General features: G+C 73.5%; 15 protein-coding genes and 1 pseudogene. 11 read left to right on the top strand and 5 right to left on the bottom strand.

All coding sequences use genetic code 11. From position 1 onward, the window contains the following. Positions 1–181: 181 nt before the first annotated feature. Genes LXN57_RS36725 through LXN57_RS36735 form a run of 3 tightly spaced genes read left to right on the top strand, consistent with a single transcriptional unit; the run spans position 182 to position 4,576 of the window. Positions 182–877 (top strand): FkbM family methyltransferase, encoded by a 696-nt coding sequence (locus LXN57_RS36725; RefSeq protein WP_251802824.1) that lies wholly within the window; start codon positions 182–184, stop codon positions 875–877. Next, the gene (locus tag LXN57_RS36730) at positions 874–2,103 is read left to right on the top strand and encodes a cytochrome P450 (RefSeq protein WP_251802825.1); all 1,230 of its coding nucleotides are present in this window, start codon (positions 874–876) and stop codon (positions 2,101–2,103) included. The genes LXN57_RS36725 and LXN57_RS36730 overlap by 4 nt, the downstream gene beginning before the upstream one ends. Further along, positions 2,096–4,576, top strand: coding sequence for a non-ribosomal peptide synthetase (locus tag LXN57_RS36735; RefSeq protein ID WP_251802826.1), 2,481 nt, complete (start codon positions 2,096–2,098; stop codon positions 4,574–4,576). The genes LXN57_RS36730 and LXN57_RS36735 overlap by 8 nt, the downstream gene beginning before the upstream one ends. A 48-nt stretch (positions 4,577–4,624) precedes the next feature. On the opposite strand, the gene LXN57_RS36740 is transcribed toward LXN57_RS36735, so the two are convergent. The 5 genes and pseudogenes from LXN57_RS36740 to hppD all read right to left on the bottom strand — a co-directional run bounded on the left by LXN57_RS36740 (position 4,625) and on the right by hppD (position 10,245). Continuing rightward, positions 4,625–5,356, bottom strand: a complete 732-nt coding sequence (locus LXN57_RS36740; RefSeq protein ID WP_251802827.1) for a thioesterase II family protein — start codon at positions 5,354–5,356, stop codon at positions 4,625–4,627. A gap of 4 nt (positions 5,357–5,360) precedes the next feature. Then, positions 5,361–6,860, bottom strand: coding sequence for an amino acid adenylation domain-containing protein (locus tag LXN57_RS36745; RefSeq protein ID WP_251802828.1), 1,500 nt, complete (start codon positions 6,858–6,860; stop codon positions 5,361–5,363). Continuing rightward, the gene (locus tag LXN57_RS48670) at positions 6,857–8,182 is read right to left on the bottom strand and encodes an aminotransferase-like domain-containing protein (RefSeq protein ID WP_251802864.1); all 1,326 of its coding nucleotides are present in this window, start codon (positions 8,180–8,182) and stop codon (positions 6,857–6,859) included. Before LXN57_RS48670 ends, LXN57_RS36745 begins: the two co-directional genes overlap by 4 nt. Further along, positions 8,177–9,229, bottom strand: a pseudogene (locus LXN57_RS48675) (alpha-hydroxy acid oxidase); the annotation flags it as partial. The gene LXN57_RS48670 and the pseudogene LXN57_RS48675, both read right to left, overlap by 6 nt. Continuing rightward, positions 9,226–10,245: a 4-hydroxyphenylpyruvate dioxygenase gene (gene hppD / locus LXN57_RS36760; protein ID WP_251802829.1), complete on the bottom strand. Its 1,020-nt coding sequence runs from the start codon at positions 10,243–10,245 to the stop codon at positions 9,226–9,228. The pseudogene LXN57_RS48675 and the gene hppD, both read right to left, overlap by 4 nt. Before the next feature lie 114 nt (positions 10,246–10,359). Here hppD and LXN57_RS36765 point away from each other — a divergent pair, with 114 nt between their 5' ends. Genes LXN57_RS36765 through LXN57_RS36800 form a run of 8 tightly spaced genes read left to right on the top strand, consistent with a single transcriptional unit; the run spans position 10,360 to position 19,818 of the window. Beyond that, positions 10,360–11,499 (top strand): Glu/Leu/Phe/Val dehydrogenase dimerization domain-containing protein, encoded by a 1,140-nt coding sequence (locus LXN57_RS36765; RefSeq protein ID WP_251802830.1) that lies wholly within the window; start codon positions 10,360–10,362, stop codon positions 11,497–11,499. Then, a complete protein-coding gene (locus tag LXN57_RS36770) occupies positions 11,496–12,467 on the top strand; it encodes an NAD(P)-dependent oxidoreductase (protein WP_251802831.1) in 972 nt (323 codons plus the stop codon). The genes LXN57_RS36765 and LXN57_RS36770 overlap by 4 nt, the downstream gene beginning before the upstream one ends. Next, positions 12,464–13,618, top strand: a complete 1,155-nt coding sequence (locus LXN57_RS36775; protein WP_251802832.1) for a sulfotransferase family protein — start codon at positions 12,464–12,466, stop codon at positions 13,616–13,618. Before LXN57_RS36770 ends, LXN57_RS36775 begins: the two co-directional genes overlap by 4 nt. A gap of 12 nt (positions 13,619–13,630) precedes the next feature. After that, positions 13,631–14,869, top strand: a complete 1,239-nt coding sequence (locus LXN57_RS36780; RefSeq protein ID WP_251802833.1) for an ABC transporter substrate-binding protein — start codon at positions 13,631–13,633, stop codon at positions 14,867–14,869. Next, a complete protein-coding gene (locus tag LXN57_RS36785; protein ID WP_251802834.1) occupies positions 14,866–16,506 on the top strand; it encodes a thiamine pyrophosphate-dependent enzyme in 1,641 nt (546 codons plus the stop codon). Before LXN57_RS36780 ends, LXN57_RS36785 begins: the two co-directional genes overlap by 4 nt. Then, positions 16,503–17,906 carry an FAD-binding oxidoreductase gene (locus LXN57_RS36790; RefSeq protein ID WP_251802835.1) on the top strand — a complete coding sequence of 468 codons (1,404 nt, stop codon included), beginning with the start codon at positions 16,503–16,505 and terminating at the stop codon, positions 17,904–17,906. The genes LXN57_RS36785 and LXN57_RS36790 overlap by 4 nt, the downstream gene beginning before the upstream one ends. Further along, the gene (locus LXN57_RS36795) at positions 17,903–19,045 is read left to right on the top strand and encodes an aminotransferase class I/II-fold pyridoxal phosphate-dependent enzyme (RefSeq protein WP_251802836.1); all 1,143 of its coding nucleotides are present in this window, start codon (positions 17,903–17,905) and stop codon (positions 19,043–19,045) included. The genes LXN57_RS36790 and LXN57_RS36795 overlap by 4 nt, the downstream gene beginning before the upstream one ends. After that, positions 19,042–19,818: a maleylpyruvate isomerase N-terminal domain-containing protein gene (locus tag LXN57_RS36800; protein ID WP_251802837.1), complete on the top strand. Its 777-nt coding sequence runs from the start codon at positions 19,042–19,044 to the stop codon at positions 19,816–19,818. Before LXN57_RS36795 ends, LXN57_RS36800 begins: the two co-directional genes overlap by 4 nt. Positions 19,819–19,835 lie beyond the last annotated feature (17 nt).

The following is a 19,835-nucleotide window of genomic DNA, read 5'->3' on the forward strand; positions in this document are numbered from 1 at the left end:
AGCACGTTGATGACTACAGTAATCACATGACGACTACAGTCAAGATGCGTGTTGACACTCGCCGTCACGGCCCGGTAGGAAAGCGGGCAGCGACGTGCCGAGAAGCGGAGGACGCGTGAAACCCATGCGATTGCCCAACGGCCGAACGGTGATGCAACTCAATGCCCCAGAGACGAGCCTGATGTACCGCAACATCGTCACGGGCCGGAGCTACCTGCAGCACGGCGTCACGATCCGGCCCGGCGACACGGTGATCGATGTAGGCGCCAACGTCGGCATCGCCTCGCTGGCCTTCTCCTGGGAGGCCCCCGGGGTGCGCGTGCTGGCCTTCGAGCCGGCCCGCGACGCGCACGAGGCGCTGGTCGCCAACTTCGCCGAGCACGGGGTCGACGGCCACGTCTTCGACCACGCGCTGTCCGACCACGACGGCGCAGCCACGCTCACCAACTATCCGGAGAGCACCGCGATGACCAGCCTGCACGCCGACCGCGACTACGACGTGGCGCTCACCCGCACGTTCCTCACCAACAGCGGCTTCGCCGGCCGTGACATCGAGGACATGATGCGCGGCCGGCACCGCACCGAGACGCAGGAGTGCGCCACTCGGACCCTCTCCGCGGTCATCGACGAGCAGGGGTTGACCGGCATCGGCCTTCTCAAGATCAATGTGGAGAAGGCCGAGCACGAGGTCCTGCGCGGGCTGGCCGAGCGGCACTGGCCGCTGGTCCGCCAGGTGGTGCTGCAGCTGCACGACATGGGCGGCCGGCTGCAGGAGCTGCGCGCCGACCTGACCGTCCGCGGCCTCCGGGTCACCGTCGACCAGGACCCGCTGCTCGCCGGCACCGATATCTACGAGCTGTTCGCGGTGCGGCCATGACGACCGCCTTCGCCGGGCTGGACCTGGCCGACCCCGACCGCTACGTCGACGACAGCATGCTGGACATCTGGGAGCGCCTGCGCGCCGAGGCTCCGCTCTACTGGAACACCCGCGCCGACGGCTCCGCGTTCTGGGCCGTCACCAGCCATGAGCTGGCCACCGCCGTGCTGGAGGACCGCCACTCGTTCACCTCCGAGCGCGGCATGCGGGTCGGCGGCGAAGGTGTCGGCGGGCGGGCGTCCGCGGGCCGGATGCTGATCGTCACCGACGGGTCGCGGCACCGCTGGCTGCGCGACATCATCGGGCCCTCGTTCGCGCCCCGCTCGGTGCGCCGCCTCGAGGACCGGATGCGCGAGATCGTCGACAGCCTGCTCGACGACGTCCGCGGGCGCGACTCCTTCGACTTCGTCGAGCGGTTCGCGGCCCGCTTGCCGCTCTATGTCACCTGCGATCTGCTCGGCGTGCCGCGCTCGGACTGGGACCTGATGATCGAGCTGACCCGGACGGCTTTCGGCTCGGTCGCCGAACCCGGCGGGCCGGTGATCAGCGAGAAGGAGCAGGAGCGGGCGCACGCGGAGATCTTCCTCTACTCCATGTCGCTGATCGCCGACTGTCGGCGGCGACCGCGAGAAGACCTGGTGAGCGCCATGGTCACCGGCACGTCCCGCGGTCACCGCATGTCCGACGAGGACATCCAGGTCAACATCAACGGCGTCCTGACCGGGGGCAACGAGACCACCCGGCACGCGACCGCGGGTGCGGTCCTGGCGTTCATCCGCTACCCGGAGCAATGGGAACTCTTCCGCGCCGAACCGGCCGCGGTCATGTCCACCACCGTGGAGGAGGTGCTGCGCTGGACGGCGCCGAGCCTGCACGTGATGCGCACCGCGGTGCGCGACGTCGTGGTAGGCGGCCACCTGATCGAGGCCGGTGAGCAGGTCACCATCTGGAACCCGGCGGTCAACCGCGACGAACGGGCGTTCCCGCGCGCCACCACTTTCGACATCACGCGCTGGCCGAACCGGCACGTCACCTTCGGCCTGGGCCAGCACTTCTGCATCGGAGCGAACCTGGCCCGTCTGGAACTTCGGGTGGCCCTGAACGCTCTGGCCCACACCGTGTCGCGGTTCGAGCCGGCCGGCCCCGTGCGCCGGCTGCGGTCGAATCTCATGTGGGGTCTCGACCAACTGCCGGTACGCGTCCGCCCGAAGGAGCATCGTGACTGAACTCTCCACCCCGCCACAGCGCCGGACCCACGTCCCGGACCGGCCCGCCGACCTGACCTTCTGGCACCAGCATCTGCGGACCGCGCCCACCCGGCTCGATCTGGACCTGGGCGGCGCGTCCGGCGACGGTGCCGGCTCCCCGCTGCGCGCCCGCCTCGACCCCGAGGTGTCCGCGGCCGCGGACGCCCTGCAGCGCCGGGAACGGGCCGGCGTCCTGATGGTCGCGCTCGCCGCGGTCACCACCTGGGCCGCGCGGTTCAGTGGCCAGAACGCGGTGGTCGTGCACTCGCCTATCTCCCGGGTGGACACCGCCCCGTTGCCGCTGTCCCTGCCCTACCGCGGCGACCGGACCTTCGTCGACCTGACCCGGGCCATCCGGGATGTCACTCTGGACGCCCTGGCCCACCGCGACGTCACCGCGGCCGCCGTGCTCGCCGGGCTGCCCGCCCCGATCGAGCCGGAGCTCGCGCTCACCGTGGCCGCCGACCCAGCCATTGTCGCTCCCGGTCCGGCGGCCCTGCACCTGGTCGTCTCCGACGAGATGACCGACGTGCTGCTCCACTTCCGCCCGGACGAGGTCGACCCGGCCGCCGCCGCGCGTGTGCTCGACCAGTTCGTCCAGGTCTTCGCCGGGGCGGTCCGGCGGCCGGAGGACCGCCTCGACGCGCTCAGCCTGCTCACCGACGCCGACTGGGCGCTGCTCGACTCCTGGCGCACCGCCGCCGACCGTCTCACGGCCGCTCCTCTGCCGGTGGAGCTGTTCGACGCGGTCGCGGCGCAGGACGGCACCCGGATCGCGGTCCGTGCGGGCGCCGAGGTGCTGACCTTCGACGAGCTCGACCGGCGGTCCGATCGGCTCGCCGCGCGGTTGCGCGCCGGCGGTGCGACCGCGGGCTCGACGGTGGCGGTGTGTGTCGACCGCAGCAGCGCCCTGCCCGTCGCCTTCCTGGCCGCGCTCAAGGCCGGGGTCGTGTACCTGCCGCTCGATCCGCGGCACCCGGTGGACCGGCTACGGCAGATCCTGCTGGACGCCGGGGCGGTCCTCGCCGTGGCCGTGCCCGCGACCGTCGGCGCGCTGGCTGCCTGGGGTGGCGACGTCCTCGAGGTGGGACCGGACGAGGGCCCGGCGGAGCCGGTCGCCCACCGGTCCCGGCCGGAGGACGTGGCCTACCTGATCTACACCTCGGGCACCAGCGGCACGCCCAAGGGCGTCGAGATCACCCACGGCGGGCTGGGCAACCTGGCCGCCTTCCTGCGGGCGACCTTCGAGCTCGGACCGGCCGACACAGTGTCGCTGTTCTCCTCGGCCTCGTTCGACGCGTCGGTGTGGGAGATGGCGATGGGCCTGTTCTCCGGGGCCACCCTCGGCATCCTCGCCACCGCGGACGCGACTCCCGCCGAGATCGCCCGGGAGGCTCGCTCGCTGGGCCTGACCGTCGGCACCTACCCGCCCACGCTGCTGCACACGCTGCGCCCGGCCGACCTGGGCTCGCCCCGGCTGATCGTCTCGGCGGGCGAGGCCTGCGACGGCGGGCTGGTCGACACCTGGTCGCCGGGGCGGCGGTTCGTCAACGCGTACGGCCCCACCGAGGTCACCGTGTGCGCGACGTTCGCCGACTGCACGGCGGGCGCCTCCCGGCGGCCGCCGGTGGGTCGGGCGCTGCCCAACACGACGGTCTACCTGCTCGACGAACGGCTGCGCCCGGTGCCGGTCGGCGCACCCGGCGAGGTGTACGTCGCCGGCGCCGGCGTCGCCCGCGGCTACCGGGACCGCCCGGCCCTGACCGCCCGCGCCTTCCTGCCCGACCCGCTGGGCCCGCCCGGCTCCCGGATGTACGCCACCGGTGACCGCGGCCGGTTCGGCCCGGACGGCTCGCTGCACTTCCTCGGGCGTCTCGACGACCAGGTGAAGCTACGCGGTTTCCGGATCGAGCTGGGCGAGATCGAGCAGCAGCTGCTGCGCCATCCAGAGGTACGCGATGCGGTGGTCGTGCTGCGCGCCACCGGCGACGAGCACCAGCTGGTCGCGTACCTGACCCTGCGCTCCGCCGACGCGGACGGCGCCGCAGTGCGGGCCTCGTTGCGGGCGGCACTGGGCCGGGCGCTGCCCGACTACATGATGCCGGCGAGCTACGTGCTGCTCGGCCGGATGCCGCTGACCACCAGCGGCAAGGTCGACCGCCGGCAGCTGCCCGCGCCGGTGGACACCTCGACGGTCGCCGAGGACGCGCAGTGGCACAGCCCGGTCGCGAAGGCCATGGCGGTGATCTGGGCCCAGGCACTCGGGGTGAGCGCGGTGCAGCCGGACGACAACTTCTTCGAGCTGGGCGGGCACTCGCTGGTGGCGGCCCAGGTGCTCGACCGGGCCCGGCAGGAGTTTGGGGTGGACGCGCTGGCGATGCGAACCCTGTTCGAACACCCCGAGCTGGCCGACTTCGCCGAGGCGGTACGGGCGCAGCAGGCCGGGAACTGACACCGACAGGGAGCCGGCCACCGGTGGCCGGCTCCCTCGCTGTCGGTGTCAGTCGTTCAGGACCGTGAGCATCTCCGGGCCGGGTTCGAGCATCGCCCAGTGGTCGCCGGGCAGGTCCACCTCGCGGACCTCGCCGAAGCGTCGCCAGCCCGCGGTGAGCGCGGGCGGCACGATGCCGTCGTCCTGCCAGCGCAACACGGTCACCGGGAACGGCAGCGGGCCGGGCGGCAGGCCACGGAAGTCACGGTAGGCGCGCAGGTCGCCGCGCACGGCGTCCATCGCGAGCTCGACCATCTCCGGGGTGGGCGTGAGACCGCGCGCCCGCATCATCGCGGTCACCACCCCGGGCAGCTCCTCCTCCGGCACGTCGAGCACCCCACCGAACGGCACCTCGTCCGGCGCCACCATCGAGGAGGCGACGAAACGGCGCGGCGCCGGGGCACCGCGCGTCATCATGTGCAGGACCAGGGCGAGACCGGCGAAGACGCTGTTGCAGTGGGCGAAGATCGTGTACGGCCGGTCGAGCAGCGGGCGCAGGGCGGTGAAGGCGTCGCCGGCGAACGCCGGGTAGGTCTCGTGCGGGGCCTCGACCAGCCGGTTCTCCCGGCCCGGGGGCTGCAGCAAACAGACCTCGGTGTCGCCGATCATCCGCGGCCATCGGTGGTACATCGAGGCGCCCGCCCCCAGATAGGGCAGGCAGAACAGCCGCCGGGCCGAGTCCGGGGCCGGCGGGTGCAGCAGCCAGCGCCCGCCCTGGCGACGCGCGGTGGACACGATCATCCGGTCACCTTTCGGGTAGGGGTACACCGGCCAGCACCTTGCGGTCGATCTTGCCGGTGGTGGTCGTGGGCATGGCCCGGACGACCGCGTAGGCAGCCGGGCACATGTGCTGCGGGAGCCGCTGCCGTACGTGCTCGCGGATCTCGTCCAGCACACGCTCGCGGTCGCTCGCCGCCACCGAGTCGCGCAGCTGGACGAACGCGACGATCCGCGGCGAACCGTCCGCACCGGCCCCGGCGACCGCGGCAGCGGCGGTCACCGCGGTGTGGCCGGCCAGAGCGTTCTCCACCTCGCCGAGCTCGACGCGATGGCCCCGGATCTTGATCTGGTCGTCGGTACGGCCGCGCAGCTCCAGACGTCCGTCCGGCAACACGCGAGCCAGGTCGCCGGTGCGGTAGAGGCGCCGGCCGGGCCGGGCCGGGTCGGGCACGAAACGCGCGGCGGTCAGCGCGGGCGCGTTGACGTACCCCCGTGCGAGCGACACCCCGCCCAGGCAGAGCTCGCCGACGGTGCCGTCGGGCACCGGTTGCATACGGGTGTCATAGACACCGGCGACGGAGCCCTCGATGGGCATCCCGATGGGCAGGACGTCCGGCTGTGGTCCGGGCGGCACGACGTCGCTGACCGAGTACATGGTCGCCTCGGTCGGGCCGTAGAGGTGATGGACCGCCGCGGTGCTCCCGGCCAGCTCGCCGGCGAGGACGGGCGGCACGCGGTCACCGCCGATCAGCACGGTGAGCCCGCGATCACCGGTCCAGCCCGCATGCCGCAGCAGCTGCCAGGTGAGCGGGGTGGCGTGCAGGAACCGCGGCCGGGCGGCGGTGATCATGCCGGCCAGCTCCGGGCCGGTGCGGGCCTGCTGCCGGGAAGCCAGCACGATGCTGCCCCCGCAGACCAGCGGCAGCATCAGCTCCAGCACCGCGATGTCGAAGGTCAGCGGGGTCACCGCGAGCAGGCTCGCTCCCGCCTCGAAGCCGATCGCGCGGCGAGTGACGTCGAGGCAGGCGGCCACCGCGCCGTGGGTGACGGCGACGCCCTTGGGCTGCCCGGTGGAGCCGGAGGTGTAGAGCAGATAGGACAGGCTGTCCGGATGCGGGGGCTGCCATCGGTCCGGGGACAACCCCGGGGCCAGGTCGCGATGCCCGATCACGGTCCGGCCGTCCCAGCCGCCGTCTCCCGCGTGGTCGGTCACCACCACCTTGGCCGCGGCGTCGGCGACGATCAGGTTCACCCGCTCGATGGGATGTGCGGGGTCGACCGGCACACAGACACCTCCGCTGCGGGCCACGCCCAGCAGCACCGCGGGCAGGTCGGCGGTCCGCTCCGGGGCGACGACGACCCGGTCCTCGTCGCGTACGCCCGCCTCGCGCAGAGCGGCCGCGAGCGCCCAGGCGCGGGCGTCGATCTGCCGGTAGGTGCGGGTCTGCGTGCCCGCCGCGCAGGCGACCGCCTCGGGGTGCCGGGCCGCCCACGCGGCGAACGACACCGGGAACGCGGCGGTCACGACCGCTCGTCCTCGTCCCGGACGAACGCGGCCAGCCGCTCGGCCCCGGTGATCACCTGGTCGCGGTCCAGGCAGCTGATCGACAGGCGGATCACCCGGTCGCCGGCGGTGTCCGCGTGGAAGTAGCGCATCGGGGTCCAGAGCACACCGAACTCCTCGGCGCAGCGGGCGAGCGCTTCCGGGCCGGCTGGGAAGGGGACGGTGAGGGCGATGAAGAAGCCGCCGGCCGGATCGTTCCAGCTCACGCCGAGCCGTTCTCGGTCGGCAGGGGGGAACAGCCGGGTCAGCTCGGAGCGAAGCAGGGTCATCAGGCTCGCGTACCGCTGGGCGGCCCCCGCGGTGGCGGGACCCAGGCGCAGGTCCCGGCGGTGCAGCGCGCCGGCCACGACGGCCTGAGCGAGCGGCGGGGTGTTGACCGTGATCATGCTCTTGAGCCGGGCCAGCTCGTGGGCGAGCGTCCCGGTCGTCCCGTCCGGCCGGTGGACGACCTGGTCGGCCACGACGTAGCCGATGCGGGCGCCGGGGAAGAGCGTCTTGGCGAACGATCCGATGTGCACCACCTGCCGGTGCCGGTCGAGCGCCTTGAGCGTAGGCGGATGCGGCGCGGGGCCGAGCAACCGGTAGGGGTTGTCCTCGACGACCAGTACGCCCTCCGGGCGCAGCAGGTCGAGCAGCCGCCGGCGGGCGGAGACGCTCATCGAGGTGCCGGACGGGTTGGCAAAGTCCGGCACCACGGACAGAGCCCGGGGCCGCAGCCCACGCTCGCGTACGTCGCGCAAGGTGGTGGTGAGCGCATGGGGATCGGGGCCGTCAGGGCCCTCGGCCACCGGGTGGACCCGGGCGTCGAGCAGTCGGGCCGCACCGGTGACCCCGACATAGGCGGGGTCGGTCACCAGCAGGACGTCGTGGTCGTCGGCGAGCAGCGCGCGCAGGGTGATCAGCAACGCCTCCTGCGCGCCGACTGTGATCACCAGGTGGTCCGGGTCGACCGGCAGGCCGTCATGCGCCAGGGTTCGCGCCACCACCTCGCGGATGGTGCCCGCGGTCGGACCGTACTGCAGAAGGGTTCGCCGGATCTCCGCCTCGTCGGCGCCTTCGCCGCGCAGGTGCGCGACGTAGGCCGCGAGGTCGCGCACCGGCTCCTCGACGTCGAAGTCGTCCTCGTACGGCCGTCCGGGCGCGAAGCTGATCGCCCGCGGATAGCGGGCGGTGACCTCGTTGAGGAAGGTCATGGTGTCCAGCAGCGGGTCGCGCAGGCTGCCGTGCAGCTGGGCCAGCTCCAGGTGCCCGGCGGGCGGTCCCGCCACGGTGGTCCGGTCGATCGCCCGGACGTCGGGCCGCCCGGCCAGCGCCATGGTGTCGTCCAGCTCGGAGCGCAGTACGTCGAACAGGCCTACCACGCCGTCCTCGCCGCCCGCTGCCAGGGCGTGCAGCACCGGCCGGCCGATCAGCGCAGCGGTGGCGCCCAGCGCGAGTGCGGCGACCACATCCCGCCCCCGGCGCACGCCGCCGTCGACGAGCACCGGGCCGTCGCCCGCGACCGCTGCGACGACCTCCTCGATGACGTCCAGGGTGGCGGGCAGCCCGTCGAGCTGCCGGCCACCGTGGTTGGAGACGATCACGCCGGCCGCGCCCACCTCGATCGCCCGCCGGGCGTCCGGACCGGTCATCACTCCCTTGACGAGCACCGGCAACGGGCTGCGCGCGGTGAGCCGGGCCACCGCTTCCCAGGTCAGCCGGTCGGCGAGGTGCTCGGTGGTGTGCCGGGCGGGGTCGGCCGCGCCGGTGCGGTCGGCGTCCACAAGGTTGACCGGGCGCACGTGCGGTGGCAGCCGGAAGCCGGACCGCAGGTCCCGCAGGCGCCGCCCGAGGCGGGGCGTGTCGACGGTCAGCACCACCGCCTCGAAGCCGGTGTCCGCGGCCCGGCGGAGCAGCTCGGCGGTGGACTCCTCGGACCGCAGCGCATAGAGCTGCAGCCACAGTGGCGCGGCGGTGAGCGCCCGGATGTCCGGCCAGGGCTGCCCGGCCAGCATGCCGACCACGAACGGCACCCCGGTGCGCTCCACCGCGCGTGCGGTGGCGAGCTCGCCCTCCGGGTGCACCAGCGTGTGGTACGCCATCGGGGCGATGCCGAACGGCACCGGCCATCGCCGGCCGAGCACGTCGACCGCCGGTTCGGGCGCCGCCATGCCGGTGAGCACCCGCGGGCGCAGGACGGCCCGGTCGAACGCAGCTTGGTTGGCCGCCAGGGTGTGCTCCTCGCCGGCGCCCCCGTCGATGAAGCCGGTGACGTCGGCGGGTAACGCGAGGCGGGCCGCAGCCGCGTAGTCGGCGCTGGTGAGCAGCGAGCCGGGGGTGGTCTGTGTCATCGCGCCCGGGCCGCGTCGCGGGCGCGGTCGCGCTCCACCGCCTCGTAGAGTGCCTTGATGTTGGCGCTGCCGAAGCCGCGTGCGTCGTGCCGCTGGATGAGCTCGAAGAAGAGCGTCCGCCGCGGGTACGGCGACCGGGTGAAGATCTGCAGCAGGTAGCCCCACTCGTCGCGGTCCGCCAGCACGTTGGTCTCGCGCAGGTCGTCGATGCTCTCGGCGAGGTGGCCGAGCCGGCTCGTGAGCATCTCGTAGTAGCTGTCCGGAGTGCTCAGGAACGGCAGCCCGCCCGCCGTGGCACGCCGCACCGCGGTGACGATGTCCTCGACGAGGAACGCCAGGTGCTGCACACCCGCGCCGCCGTGGTTGCGCAGGAATTCGTCGATCTGCCCGGCGGTGTGCGTCTCGTCCGGCTCGATCAGGGTGAAGGTCACGCCGCCGGAGCTGCTGCGGACCACCACCGAGTCCATCGCCTGGGTGCCGACCTCGATGTACTCCGAGGAGTAACGGCCGAGGCCGAGGGCGGCGCCGTAGAAGTCGGCCGTGCTCTGCAGGGTGCCGCCCGGCAGGCAGACGGCGACGTGGTCCAGGGCGCGGATCGCCAGGCTCCCGCCCGGGCCGGCCGCTGGGCCGGCCGGTTGCCAGCCTCGGTCGGGGGGCAGTGGCTCGGCGTGCGCCGCAACCAGGGTGTGGCGGACCGGGCCGAAGCCGCCGACGGCCGTGCCGCCCGCCGGGGTGGCGCCGGCGGCGATCGCGCGGGCACGGTCGCCCCCGACGTCCGTGCTGCTCATCGCGACGTCCGCGATGCCGCTGCCGTGCGCCTCGAGGTAACGCTCGATCGGGTCGCCCGACCGCGACGGCGCGGTGACGACCACGACCACCGGACCGTTGCGCAGCGCCACCGACGTCTCCCCGGCAGCGGCGAACGGGCGGAACCCGAGGTGCTCCGCCAAGTAATGCCGGGCTTCGACCGGCTCGTCGGTGAACAGCTCCACATAGGGAATGGACTCGATCGCCATGTCATCTCCGTCAACAACTCTAGTTACTATCTATTTACTGGAGTCAAGTTAGTTGGTTAGCATGGCTGCGTCAACGCTCCGGCCATCAGCCGGACCCAGCGATACGGGAGCCCGATGACCAGTCAGTTCCGTCTCTTCCTTCAGGACCCCGACGCCGGACTGGAAGCCTTCGTCGTGGCGGACTCGCTGGTCGGCGGGCGGGCCATGGGCGGCACCCGGATGACCGCCGGCGTGACCGTCGACGAGGTCGCCGACCTGGCCGCCGCGATGACCCGCAAGCTCGCCCTGGCCGGCATCCCGATCGGCGGCGCCAAGGCCGGCATCCGGTGCGGCCTGCCGCCCGGCCCGGCCCGCGACCGGGTGCTGCGGGCCTTCGGCCGGGCCGTCGCCCCGCTGCTGCGCGGCGGCGTCTACCTCGGCTCCGACCAGGGCGTCACGCACGCCGACCGGGACAGGTTCTTCGCCGCCGCGCACTACCGCCCGGAGGACAGCCTGCCCTGGCTGCCCTGCGGCTGGCCCGAGCTGTGGCACGCCTGCGAGGACGTCACCGGCTTCGGAGTGTGCGAGTCGGTCGATGCCGCGGCCACCGACTACCTGCCCGCGGACAGCGGCAGACGGGTGGCCGTCCAGGGCTTCGGCCTGGTCGGCCGGGCCGTCGCCACCGGCCTGTCCCGGCGGGGCTACTCGATCGTCGCGGTCGCCGACCGGGCCGGCACGGTCGCCGCACCCACCGGGCTGCCGGTGCCCGGGATCATCGCCGCGACCGACGCCTTCGGCACCATCGACCGGCACGCGCTGCCGACCGGCGTGCAGATCCTGGACCGGGCCGAAGCATGGCTCGACCTGCCGTCCGACGTGCTGGTGCTCGCCGCCGGCGGGCACGCCGTCCACGAGCGCAACGTCGACCGGGTGCAGGCCAAGCTCGTCGTCGAAGGCAGCAACCTGGGCTGCTCCCCTGGCGCCGAGCGAGTGCTCGCCGCCCGCGGCGTGCCGGTGCTGCCCGGCCCGGTGGCGAACATTGGCGGGGCGGCGGTCACCGGGCTCCTGCTCACCGACGGGATGCCCGCGACCACCGACGTGCCCGGCCTGGTCAACGGCCTGTTCGCCAGGGTGGCGGCAACGGTGCGCGCCAACACCATCGAGGTGGTCCGCCGGGGCCGGGCCGAGGCGCGCTGCCTGAGCGCGGTCGCCGACGACCTCGCGGCCCAGCGCACCGCCGAGCGCGGTATCAGGGTCGAAGTGGTCAGCGCATGAACGGCGACCTGCGGATCTGCGTCTTCCATCCGACGATGGGCCGCGCGACGGCGTCGCTGATCGCCGCGGCCGACCCGAGCGCGACCGTCGACGTCGTGCACGACGTCGACCGCGATCCCCCGTCACCCGAGACGATCGACGTACTGATCGCCAACCGGGTGCCCGCCGGCCTGCTCCACCGATGCGAGCGGCTCGCCTGGCTGCACCTGACCGGATCAGGCACCGACCACGTGCCCGCCCACGAGATTCCGCCCGGCCTGCGGGTGACCACCTCCGCCGAAGTGCCGGTCCGGGCCGTTGCCGAGTTCACGGTGGGCGCGCTGCTCGCGCTCGGCAAGCAGACCCACCAGCTCGTCGACCGGCAGCGCCGCCATGAGTGGAGCGTGCCCGACGCCACGCTGCTCGGCGGCAGCCACCTGGTGCTGCTGGGCCTGGGCCGGATCGGCGGCGCGATCGCCCGGCTGGCCGAGCCGTTCGGCATGCGGGTCACCGCGGTGACCCGTACCGCGCAGCCGTCCGCCTGGGCCGACGCCGTGCTGCCTGCCGCCCGCCTCGCCGACGCCGTCCTTGACGCCGACCACCTGGTCTGCGCGGTGCCGAGCACCCCGCAGACACGCGGGCTGGTGAGCGCACGGGTGATCGCCGCGCTGCCGTCCACCGCCTCGGTGGTCAACGTGGGGCGGGCCGACGTGCTGGACACCGCCGCGCTGGTCGCCGCGCTGACCGCCGGCCGGCTGCGGGGCGCCGTGCTCGACGTCCACGACGAGGAACCACTGCCCGCGGCCAGCCCGCTCTGGGACGTCCCGCGCCTCTGGATCACGCCGCACTCCGCGTTCCGTTTCCCGGCCGAGGAGCACGCCGTCGCGCAGGTCTTCCTCGCGCAGCTGCGCTCGTGGCGGGGCGGCGCGCCCGAGCCGGACGCCGCGGCCCGGTGCCCGGTCATCGGTGCCGGGGCGGGCCGGCGATGACCTCCCGTACCGCGGTCCTGGACGCGGACGCGCTGATCGCGGCGGCCCGGGTCGAGGTCGGCCCGGCCCGGCACACCGCGCTGACCGTGCTCACCGAGGCCCTGCGCACCGAGGCCCGGCTGCACCCGCAGGGCGCGGTCGCGGTCGCCGCCGGCCTGGTCGCGTCGCTGCGGCTGGCCGCCGGCCGCGCGGCGCTGTGGGAGCGCCGGCCCGAGATCGCCGCGACCCCGGTAACCCGGCCGGTCTTCGTGACCGGGCTGCTGCGCTCCGGGACCACGCTGATGCAGAACCTGCTCAATCAGGTGCACGGGCTACGCGCCCCCGCCCTGTGGGAGCTGATGAACCCGGTCGGCGAGCGCACCGACGAGGCGGGCCGGGAGCGGCTGACCGCGCAGGCTCAGGCCTACGTGGACGAGTACTACTCGGTCGCCCCGCTGCTGCGCGCGCTGCACTTCCTCGACGCCCGCCGCCCCGACGAGTGCCACCGCCTGACCAGCCCGGCCTTCACCAGCATGGTGCTCGGCATGCGCTACCGGGTGCCGTCCTACGACGCCTGGCTGGCCGGGACCGGCATGGCGGCGGGCTACAGCGAGCACCGCCGGCTGCTGCAGTCGATCGCGTGGCGGCTGCCTGCCGAGCGGCTGCTCCTCAAATGCCCGTTCCACCTCTGGTCGCTGGGCGACCTGCTCGCCGAGTATCCGGACGCGACGGTGGTCGTCATGCACCGCGACCCCGTGGTGACGGTCGGGTCGACCTGCTTGCTGTGCGAATCGGTCCGCGGCGCCCGCTCCCACGACATCGACCGCCTCGACATCGGCCGTCAGTGGTCGGCCGCGACAGCCGAAGGCATCAGCCGGCACGAGCGAGCTCGTGCCGCGCACCCCGCGGCCGCCTTCCTCGACGTCCGCTACGCAGATCTGATGACCGACCCGGCCGGCGCGGTGGAACGGGTGTGTGCCGCGCTCGGTGTGCCGTTCGGTGAGCCCGACCGCGCGGCCGTGACCGCTCACCTGCGGGCGAACCCGCAGCACGGCACCGGGACCTATCGCTACCGCGCCGCCGACTACGGGCTCGAGGACGCCCTGGCCGACGGCCCGTTCGAGCAGTACCGCACCCGCTTCGGCCTGTCGCCGGGCCGTCCGAGCAGTTGAGGAGCTCAGCAGATGACCGACACTCCCCTCGCCACGGCGCTCACCCTGGTGGACGAGACGAACCGGCGCTCGGGCGTCTCCGGCGCCGCCGAGACCTTCAAGATCGGCCTGTTGACCCCGCTCTCCGGCCCGGGTGACGCGGTCGCCGGCGGGCTCATCGTGCAGGCCGCCTGCCTGGGCGCGGAGTACCTCGCCGAGCGCGGCGGGGTGCGCGGCGGCATCCCGGTCGAGTTGGTCGTGCAGAACGACCAGCCGAGCGACCCCGGCGAGGTCATGCAGCGCAGCTCGGTCGGCGGGGCCGCGAAGCTGGCGCTGGTCGACAACGTGCACGCGATCATCGGCCAGTGGCACCTGCGGACGTCCCCGGGTGTGGCCGACGCGGCCGAGCTCTTCGGGGTGCCGCTCTTCGTGGAGAACGGGCACAGCACGTTGACGATGCGGCAGCGGCGCACGCTGTTCCGCACGTACTTCACCATCGCCGACCGCTCCCCTCTGGTCGCCGACCTGCTGCGGCGGGAGGGCACGCGCCGGGTCGGCATCCTCGCCGCGGACACCGTCTTCGGGCTGATGAACGCGGACGGGGTGGAGGGTGAGCTGCGGGCCCGCGGCATCGAGGTGCTGCGCTTCGACTTCCCGCAGGATGCCACCTTCGACGTCCGCGACCAGCTGCGCGAGATCCGCGACTTCCAGCCCGATGTGCTGGTCAACTGCGGGGTGGTGCGGACCAACTACATGATCATCGAGCAGGCCGCCGAGCTCGGGATCCTGCCCGGCGCCCAGCTCGTGGTGATGTTCCCGTTCCCGATGCGGTCGGCCGACTACTGGCGGCTGGCCGGACCGGCCGGCGCGGGCGTGCTCTGGCCGGCCACCTACTACCGCCCGTCCTGGCCCGGGCTGACCGAGATCGGCCGCTGGTTCACCGACCGGTACAGCGAGCGGTTCGGCTCGTTCCCGCCGGACAACGCGCTCAACGCGTTCACCGACGTCGCGATCCTCGGCCAGGCCGCCGACCACGCGCCGGAGCTGAGCCGCGAAGGACTGCTGACCGCCCTGGAGTCGCACGACTTCGACACCTGGCGCGGCCCGGTCTCGTTCCGCCGGGACGCCGACCACTGGCACCACAGCCCGCCGCCGATCGTGCTCGTGCAGTACCAGGAGGTGGGGCAGACGTTCGACGACGCCACCATCGTCTTCCCGCCCGAGGCCAGCACCGGCACCTACCAGGCGCCGGGCGTACGGGCCGCTCGATGACCACTGCAGCCGGGGTGCTGGCCGCCACCCTGGCCGAGCACGGTGTCGACCGGGTGTTCTGCGTACCCGGGGAGAGCTTCCTCGACCTGCTGGCCGAGTTGGCCCGCCGGGGAGTGGACATCGTCACCGCCCGACACGAGTCAGGGGCGGCCTTCATGGCCCTCGCCGACGCGAAGCTGACCGGCCGGGCCGGGGTCGTCCTGGTGAACCGCGGGCCGGGCGCGACCAACGCGGCGATCGCGGTGCACTCGGCCGACCTGGACGCTACCCCGCTGCTGATGATCGTCGGCGATGTGCGCGTCGCGTCCGCGGGCCGGGGCTGGTTCCAGGAGCTGGACGCGCCCGCCGCGTTCGGCGCGATGAGCCGGCGAGTCCTCACGCTGCGCGAGCCCGAGGCGGCCGGGGAGTTCGCCGCCCGGGCCTGGGCGGCCGCGCACGGGCCCACGCCCGGGCCCGCGGTGCTCTGCGTGCCCGAGGACGTCCTGACCGGCCCGGGCGGCGCGGTACGGCAGCCGGCGCGGCGCTGGCCGGCTGTGCCCGCCGAGAGCTTCACCGACGCGGTCATCGGCCTGCTGAACTCCGCCCAGCGCCCGCTGGTGCTGGCCGGCTCCGCGGTGGACAACGACCCGGACGGACGGGCTGCGCTGCGCGACGCCGCGCACCGGCACGGCCTCGCCGTCGCGGTCACCAACAAACGCCAGGACCTGTACCCCAACGACGACCCCCACTACGCCGGCCACCTGCACCTGGCCACGCAGGCCGAGCAGCGCGACCGGCTCGCCCGGGCCGACCTGGTCGTCGCGGTCGGCACCCGGCTGGACCCGGTCACCACCCAGGGGTTCCGCCTCCCCGCGGCCGGCCAGACCGTGGTCCAGGTCCACCCGGACGCCGCCGCGATCGGCACCGGCTGTCCGACCGCTCACGGCTGCGCCGCCTCCCCCGCCCGGTTCCTGCTCGACCTCGCGCGACGCCCGGCGACCGGCGGGCCGCACCGCGACCGAGGCTGGCACGACGAGCTGGTGGACTGGGAGGCCGGGCAGAGCCGGTGGAGCCCGGTCGACGCGGACGACGGGGTCGCGTTCGGGCACGTCGTCGCCGCCCTGCCGCCGGAGTGCGCGGACGCGGTCGTCACGCTGGACGCGGGCAGCTTCACCTCCTGGGTGCACCGCTATCACCGGGTCACCACCGGCCGCCTGCTCGGCATCGCCTCGAGCGCGATGGGCTTCGGTGTGCCCGCCGCCGTGGCCGCGGCCCTGCGCCGGCCCGACCGGGCGGTGATCGCGATGGTCGGAGACGGCGGGTTCCAGATGACCGGGGCCGAGTTGGCCACCGCCGTGCAACGCGGGGCGCGGCTCACCGTGGTGGTGGCCGACAACGGCAGCCTCGGCACGATCCGGCAGCACCAGGAACGCGGCCATCCGGGCCTGGACCTGGGCACCGGCCTGCGCAACCCGGACTTCGCCGCGCTGGCCCGCAGCCACGGTGCGCTGGGGCTGGCCGTGGAGTCCCCGGACGAGGCGGAGCCGGCCCTGGCCAAGGCACTGGCCTGCGCCGGGCCGGCTCTCGTGCACGTGCGGACCAGCCTGCGGCACATCTCGGCGTACGCACACCTCGACGATCTTCGGAGGGCACCATGACACTGATCGACCGGCTCGCGGCCGCCGTAGGGGCCGAGCACGTCGTGCAGGGTGACGCCATCCCCGCCCGGCACGTGCAGGATCTCTGGGGCAGCGACCGGGTGGGTCACGCGACGACTTTGGTCCGCCCGGGCAGCACCGAGGAGGTCGCGGCCGTGCTGGCCCTTTGCCACGAGGCCCGGCAGCCCGTGGTGGTGCAGGGCGGCATGACCGGCCTGGTCGGCGGCGGGGTGCCGGACGCCGACGAGTTCGTCGTCTCGCTGGAGCGGATGTCGGCGATCGAGGAGGTCGACGACATCACCATGACGATGACCGTGCAGGCCGGCGTGACGCTGTACGAGGTGCAGGACCGCGCCGCCGCGTACGGCCTGATCTTCCCGCTGGATCTGGCGTCCCGAGGGTCGTGCACGATCGGCGGCTGCCTGTCCACCAACGCCGGCGGCAACCGGGTGCTGCTGTACGGCATGACCCGCGACCTGGTGCTCGGCGTGGAGACGGTGCTTGCCGACGGGACCGTGCTGGCCGCCCTGCACAAACTGGTCAAGAACAACGCCGGGTACGACCTCAAACACCTCTTCATCGGCAGCGAGGGCACGCTGGGCGTGGTGACCCGCGCGGTCCTGCGCCTGCAGCCCGCCCCGGCCAGCCACCTGGCCGCGTTCTGCGGGGTCTCCTCGCTCGCCGACGCGCTGCGCCTGCTGGGCCGGATGCGGGCGGCGATGCCGGGCATGGTGAGCGCGTTCGAGGCGATGTGGGACGAGGCATACCGGATGGTGCTGCCCTATCGGTCGAGCCTGCGCATACCGCTGACCGGCCGATATCCCCTCTATGTACTGGTGGAGTGCCAGGGCGGCGACCCGCGCACCGACGAGGCCCGCTTCCTGAGCGCTCTGGAGTCGTGCGAGGACCTGCTGCGCGAGACCGCGGTCGGCACGACCCCCGGCGACGTGGCCGCCCTGTGGGCGATCCGTGAGCGCATCCCGGCCGAGATCCTCGGCGGCGACCTGCCGCTGTTCGGCTTCGACGTGAGCCTGCCCGCGGGGCAGCTGGAAGCTTGCCTCAAACAGATCGACGGCGAGCTGCGCGAGCACTGGCCCGAGGTGGAGCTGCAGGTCTTCGGGCATCTCGGCGACTCCAACGTGCACATCGCGGTGGTCACCGGGGAGACGACCCGCGATCGCAAGCCGCTGGTCGAGACCGTCGTCTACCGCAACGTGGCCGAGTTCGGCGGCTCGATCTCGGCGGAGCACGGCATCGGCTTCGAGAAGGAGCCGTACCTCGCGTTCACCCGCAGCGCCGCGGAGATCAACCTGATGCGCGAGCTCAAGCGCACGCTCGACCCGCACGGCATCCTCGGCCGTGGCCGGATCTTCGCCACGACCCCGCAGGCGCGGTCATGACCGCGACCAGCGCCGGCGCGGGGCAGACCTCGGTCTTCACGCTGATGACCCGGCTCGCGGCCGAGCACGGCGCGGTGAACCTGGCTCAGGGCTTCCCCGACTTCGACCCGCCGCTGGCCCTGCTGCTGGCCGCGGAGCAGGCGCTCGACGGAGGCCACCAGTACAGCGCGAGCGCCGGTCTGCCGCTGCTGCGCCGGGCGATCGCGGCAGACCGGGAGCAGCGCCTCGGCACCGCGGTCGATCCGGACGACGAGGTGACCATCACGGCCGGGGCGACCGAGGCGCTCTACTGCACCGCACGGGCGTTGCTGGGGCCCGGCTCCGAGGCGATCGTGCTCGAGCCGTTCTACGAGCAATACCCGCCGTGCGTGGCCGCGGCGCAGGGAACGATCCGCTATGTCACGTCCCGGTTCCCCGACTTCGCCGTGGACCTCGACGAGCTCGCCCGGGCGTTCACGCCGCGGACCCGGCTGGTCTTCCTCAACACCCCGTGGAATCCCGCCGGGCGGCTGCTCGGCGAGGCCGAGCTGCGCCGCATCGGCGAGCTCGCGGCCGAGCACGGCGCCTGGCTGGTCGCCGACGAGACGTACGAACACATCACGTTCGGTGGGGCGCGGCACATCCCGGTGGCCTCGGTGGACACCTGCCGGGACCGGACGATCACGATCTCGTCGGTGTCGAAGACGTTCTCGGCCACCGGCTGGCGGGTCGGCTGGGCGGTGGCGCCCGCGCCGGTCACCGCCCTGATCCGCGGCGTGAAGCAGTTCGTCACGTTCGCCCCGGCCACTCCCCTGCAGGCGGCCGCGGCCGAGATGATCGCCTCCATGCCGACCGGTTACTACGACCGGCTCCGCGCCCAGTACAGCCAGCGCCGCGCGGTGCTGGCCGACTACCTCGCCCGGCTGCCGCTGGAGCTGGCCCCGCACAACGGCACCTACTTCCTGACCGCCCGGGCCGGCCGGGACGACGTCGACTACTGCGGTGAGCTGATCCGCCGCAGCGGGGTCGCGGCGATTCCCGCGTCGCGCTTCTACCACGATCCGGCGGCCGGCCGTGGCCTCGTGCGCTTTGCCTTCTGTAAGCGTCTCGATACGCTTCGGCTGGCCGGAGATCGCCTGACGACTGAGGAGATCCCATGACCAGTTCCCCCGTCGCCCTGCCGTTGCCCGCCCAGGACCACCTCCGTGCACTGGCCGAGGAGATGGACGCGTTCGCCACCATCGCCGCCAAGGCCGACCTCGGCCTGCCGGTGGCGATCCACCGCAGCTGGGGGCTCGGCGGCCTGGTCGGTCACCTCGGCAGCATCCACCGCTGGGCGGCCGAGAACGTCCGGACCGGCAAGCGGTCGCGCGCCCCGAAACCCGACCACGACGACATGGCCCGGTGGTACCGCGAGAGCGCCGACATCCTGCTCGACCGGCTGGCCGCGACCGACCCGGACTCCCCGTGCTGGAATTTCAGCGTGGTCCCGCGGACGGCGGCGTTCTGGTTCCGGCGGCAGCTGCACGAGACGACGATCCACGGGCGCGACGCCGACCTGGCGATCGGCCCGGCCCGCCCGGTCGACGCGGCGATCGCCGCGGACGGGGTCGACGAGGTCCTGCGCGTGATGCTGGCCGTGGGGCACCGCTGGGACGGCCGCCCGCTGCCCGCCCTGACCGGCCCGATCCTGGTGTCCCTCACCGACACCGGACACGGCTGGCTGCTGTCCCCGTCGGACCGTCCGGTGCCCGACGTCACCGGCCCGATGGCCGACGTGTCCGGTGTGACCCCGGTGACGACCCTTTCCGGCACGGCCGAGCAGGTGCTGCTGACGCTCTGGCAGCGCGTCCCGTTCGCCGAGACACCGGCGCGTGTAGAGGGCGACGACGACCTGCTCCGCCGGTTGCTGCGCGCGCAGATCACCCCCTGACCGCGGCGGCAAGGACA

This window comes from Paractinoplanes hotanensis (assembly GCF_023717965.1).
Classification (GTDB): domain Bacteria; phylum Actinomycetota; class Actinomycetes; order Mycobacteriales; family Micromonosporaceae; genus Actinoplanes; species Actinoplanes polyasparticus.

What these genes read in the sequence shown, in the direction of transcription:
- LXN57_RS36765 (WP_251802830.1), top strand. Translation starts at nt 10,360, where the DNA reads ATGACCAGTCAGTTCCGTCTCTTCCTTCAGGACCCCGACGCCGGACTG.
- LXN57_RS36730 (WP_251802825.1), top strand. Translation starts at nt 874, where the DNA reads ATGACGACCGCCTTCGCCGGGCTGGACCTGGCCGACCCCGACCGCTAC.
- LXN57_RS36785 (WP_251802834.1), top strand. Translation starts at nt 14,866, where the DNA reads ATGACCACTGCAGCCGGGGTGCTGGCCGCCACCCTGGCCGAGCACGGT.
- hppD (WP_251802829.1), bottom strand. Translation starts at nt 10,245, where the DNA reads ATGGCGATCGAGTCCATTCCCTATGTGGAGCTGTTCACCGACGAGCCG.
- LXN57_RS36775 (WP_251802832.1), top strand. Translation starts at nt 12,464, where the DNA reads ATGACCTCCCGTACCGCGGTCCTGGACGCGGACGCGCTGATCGCGGCG.
- LXN57_RS36770 (WP_251802831.1), top strand. Translation starts at nt 11,496, where the DNA reads ATGAACGGCGACCTGCGGATCTGCGTCTTCCATCCGACGATGGGCCGC.
- LXN57_RS36725 (WP_251802824.1), top strand. Translation starts at nt 182, where the DNA reads ATGTACCGCAACATCGTCACGGGCCGGAGCTACCTGCAGCACGGCGTC.
- LXN57_RS36780 (WP_251802833.1), top strand. Translation starts at nt 13,631, where the DNA reads ATGACCGACACTCCCCTCGCCACGGCGCTCACCCTGGTGGACGAGACG.
- LXN57_RS36740 (WP_251802827.1), bottom strand. Translation starts at nt 5,356, where the DNA reads ATGATCGTGTCCACCGCGCGTCGCCAGGGCGGGCGCTGGCTGCTGCAC.
- LXN57_RS36790 (WP_251802835.1), top strand. Translation starts at nt 16,503, where the DNA reads ATGACACTGATCGACCGGCTCGCGGCCGCCGTAGGGGCCGAGCACGTC.
- LXN57_RS36795 (WP_251802836.1), top strand. Translation starts at nt 17,903, where the DNA reads ATGACCGCGACCAGCGCCGGCGCGGGGCAGACCTCGGTCTTCACGCTG.
- LXN57_RS36800 (WP_251802837.1), top strand. Translation starts at nt 19,042, where the DNA reads ATGACCAGTTCCCCCGTCGCCCTGCCGTTGCCCGCCCAGGACCACCTC.